Here is a 352-nt window from a genome sequence, read left to right on the forward strand (position 1 = left end):
TCCAGCGAGGCTGGAAGCATTCTTCGGATATGCAATCCGCCCATACTTGGGGGATAAGAGCAGAACATCAATATACTTCTTGAACACTGACATTGTAGGTAGGAATGCGGTCTTGGAGTTCGAGGAGCTTGTAAGCAGGGTTTTCGATATAGAGCTAGGCGAGGGAGAAATAGCATGGAAAATCCGCAGGTCAGTGGATTTCAATGAATACGGAAGAGAACTCAAGGTTAAGGCACAAGAGCTGCAGGAATACTTAGCAGAGACTCCATGACACTCTTTTTCGTTGTTTTTCTGTTTCAAAATACAGTGAAATAGCTTCAGCAATATTCCTGAGCGCTCCTTCAATTGTTTC

At 44.0% G+C, this 352-nt stretch carries 1 protein-coding gene; it reads left to right on the forward strand.

Annotation, left to right across the window (positions count from 1 at the left end; genetic code table 11):
• The coding region (locus tag E3E24_RS12580; protein WP_167916127.1) for a DUF257 family protein at positions 1-271 on the forward strand (271 nt) is incomplete at its 5' end.
• Between the last annotated feature and the right edge of the window lie 81 nt (positions 272-352).

The sequence above is a fragment of the Thermococcus sp. LS2 genome, assembly GCF_012027375.1.
Taxonomy (GTDB): domain Archaea; phylum Methanobacteriota_B; class Thermococci; order Thermococcales; family Thermococcaceae; genus Thermococcus_B.